At 52.4% G+C, this 1,202-nt stretch carries 2 protein-coding genes; both read right to left on the bottom strand.

Annotated features, from left to right (window positions below; translation table 11 throughout):
* Positions 1-417, bottom strand: a 417-nt coding sequence (locus NWE96_09715; GenBank protein ID MCW3984253.1) for a DUF2190 family protein, incomplete at its 3' end; no start/stop codon positions are given.
* A gap of 85 nt (positions 418-502) precedes the next feature.
* On the bottom strand, positions 503-1,202 hold a 700-nt coding region (locus tag NWE96_09720), incomplete at its 5' end, for a DUF2213 domain-containing protein (GenBank protein MCW3984254.1).

Consider the following 1,202-nt stretch of genomic DNA (forward strand, 5'->3'; position numbering starts at 1 on the left):
ATCAATGAAAATCAAGTCGCCGTCCGCCGAGGCCGTTTCCAAAGCAGTGCCGAGCTTGCGGTTATAGAACACGGTGTACGTCGCTGCTCCGCCCTCGTTCACTGCCTGATCCACAAGCTGCGTGATTTTGCCGTTTGCTGCACTGCAGACCGCCGTGCCGCGGGTTATTGGACCGTTCGCGGTGACTTTGACTCTGCCCCGCTTAAGCACAGGACACATGTCGCCTAAAGCTACGGTTTTGACGGCTACGCCTATGGCGTTGTCTCCGCCGGGGCTTTCGGAAACCTTGTCGTCAGCGCTTAGATAGACTGGACTGCCCTTTGTGACTGCAGCCGCAGCTTCGAAGGATTCTATCTGGGCGTTTGGGTCGTCGGACTCGCCGACTGCCATCCAGCTTTTGCCTGTTTTATCCGCCATTCAAAATCAAATCTGTCTTCAGTTTTGAATTTCCCAAAGTTCGTCCTTTGGTACTCTTCCCCACAAAAGTGAGCATAAAACGTATTCAGCTACCTCCCGCCAATTGCTGTAGCTGCTGAACTACTCTGCGGAGCTCTTGGCACATGCGCTGAGGGCCCAAACTCCAGCTACGCTGAACACTAAGCGAAGGCAAAACAGATTCAACCAGTTTGACAGCTTCAGAGACAGCTATCATTTTAGGCGGGTTCTTGAGTAAACCGCCGCCGGGCAGTTGCTTGCGCAAATCTTCAATGGTTTTTTGTGCTTCAGTTAACTTGCTTTCTGTTTGCGAGAGCTTTTCTTGAAGTTGCTTATCCTCGAGGTTTTCCAACACCTGCACGTTGGTCTCGGGAATACCGGGCACAGCCACAAGGCTCAACTCGGCATTATGCAAACCATGCGGAACCTTGCCATCTACCAAATCGACTGCTTCGTAGTCTGCGCCGACGCTGACATGCTGGATTAAGCCTTTGCGGATTTTCTCAGCCGTCTCGCCATCATAAATCTCCGCCTCATACCACAGGTTGTGGCCATCCCAATCGGTCTTAGTGACTTTACCGACAGCGTTGGGCACAGCAACGTGCTCGATGTAGACTGGCGCGCTAGCCAATTTGCTAGTGAAGGCTTGCAACTCCTCAGGAGTGTAGATGTTGAGATTGCGGCTCATGCCCGAGCACATGGCTACGCCGCGAATGCGCAAGGGCTTATCTGTCATAGCCTCAAGAATCTTGAAAGGCAAGAGTGAA

It is taken from the genome of Candidatus Bathyarchaeota archaeon (assembly GCA_026014685.1).
GTDB lineage: Archaea > Thermoproteota > Bathyarchaeia > Bathyarchaeales > Bathycorpusculaceae > Bathycorpusculum.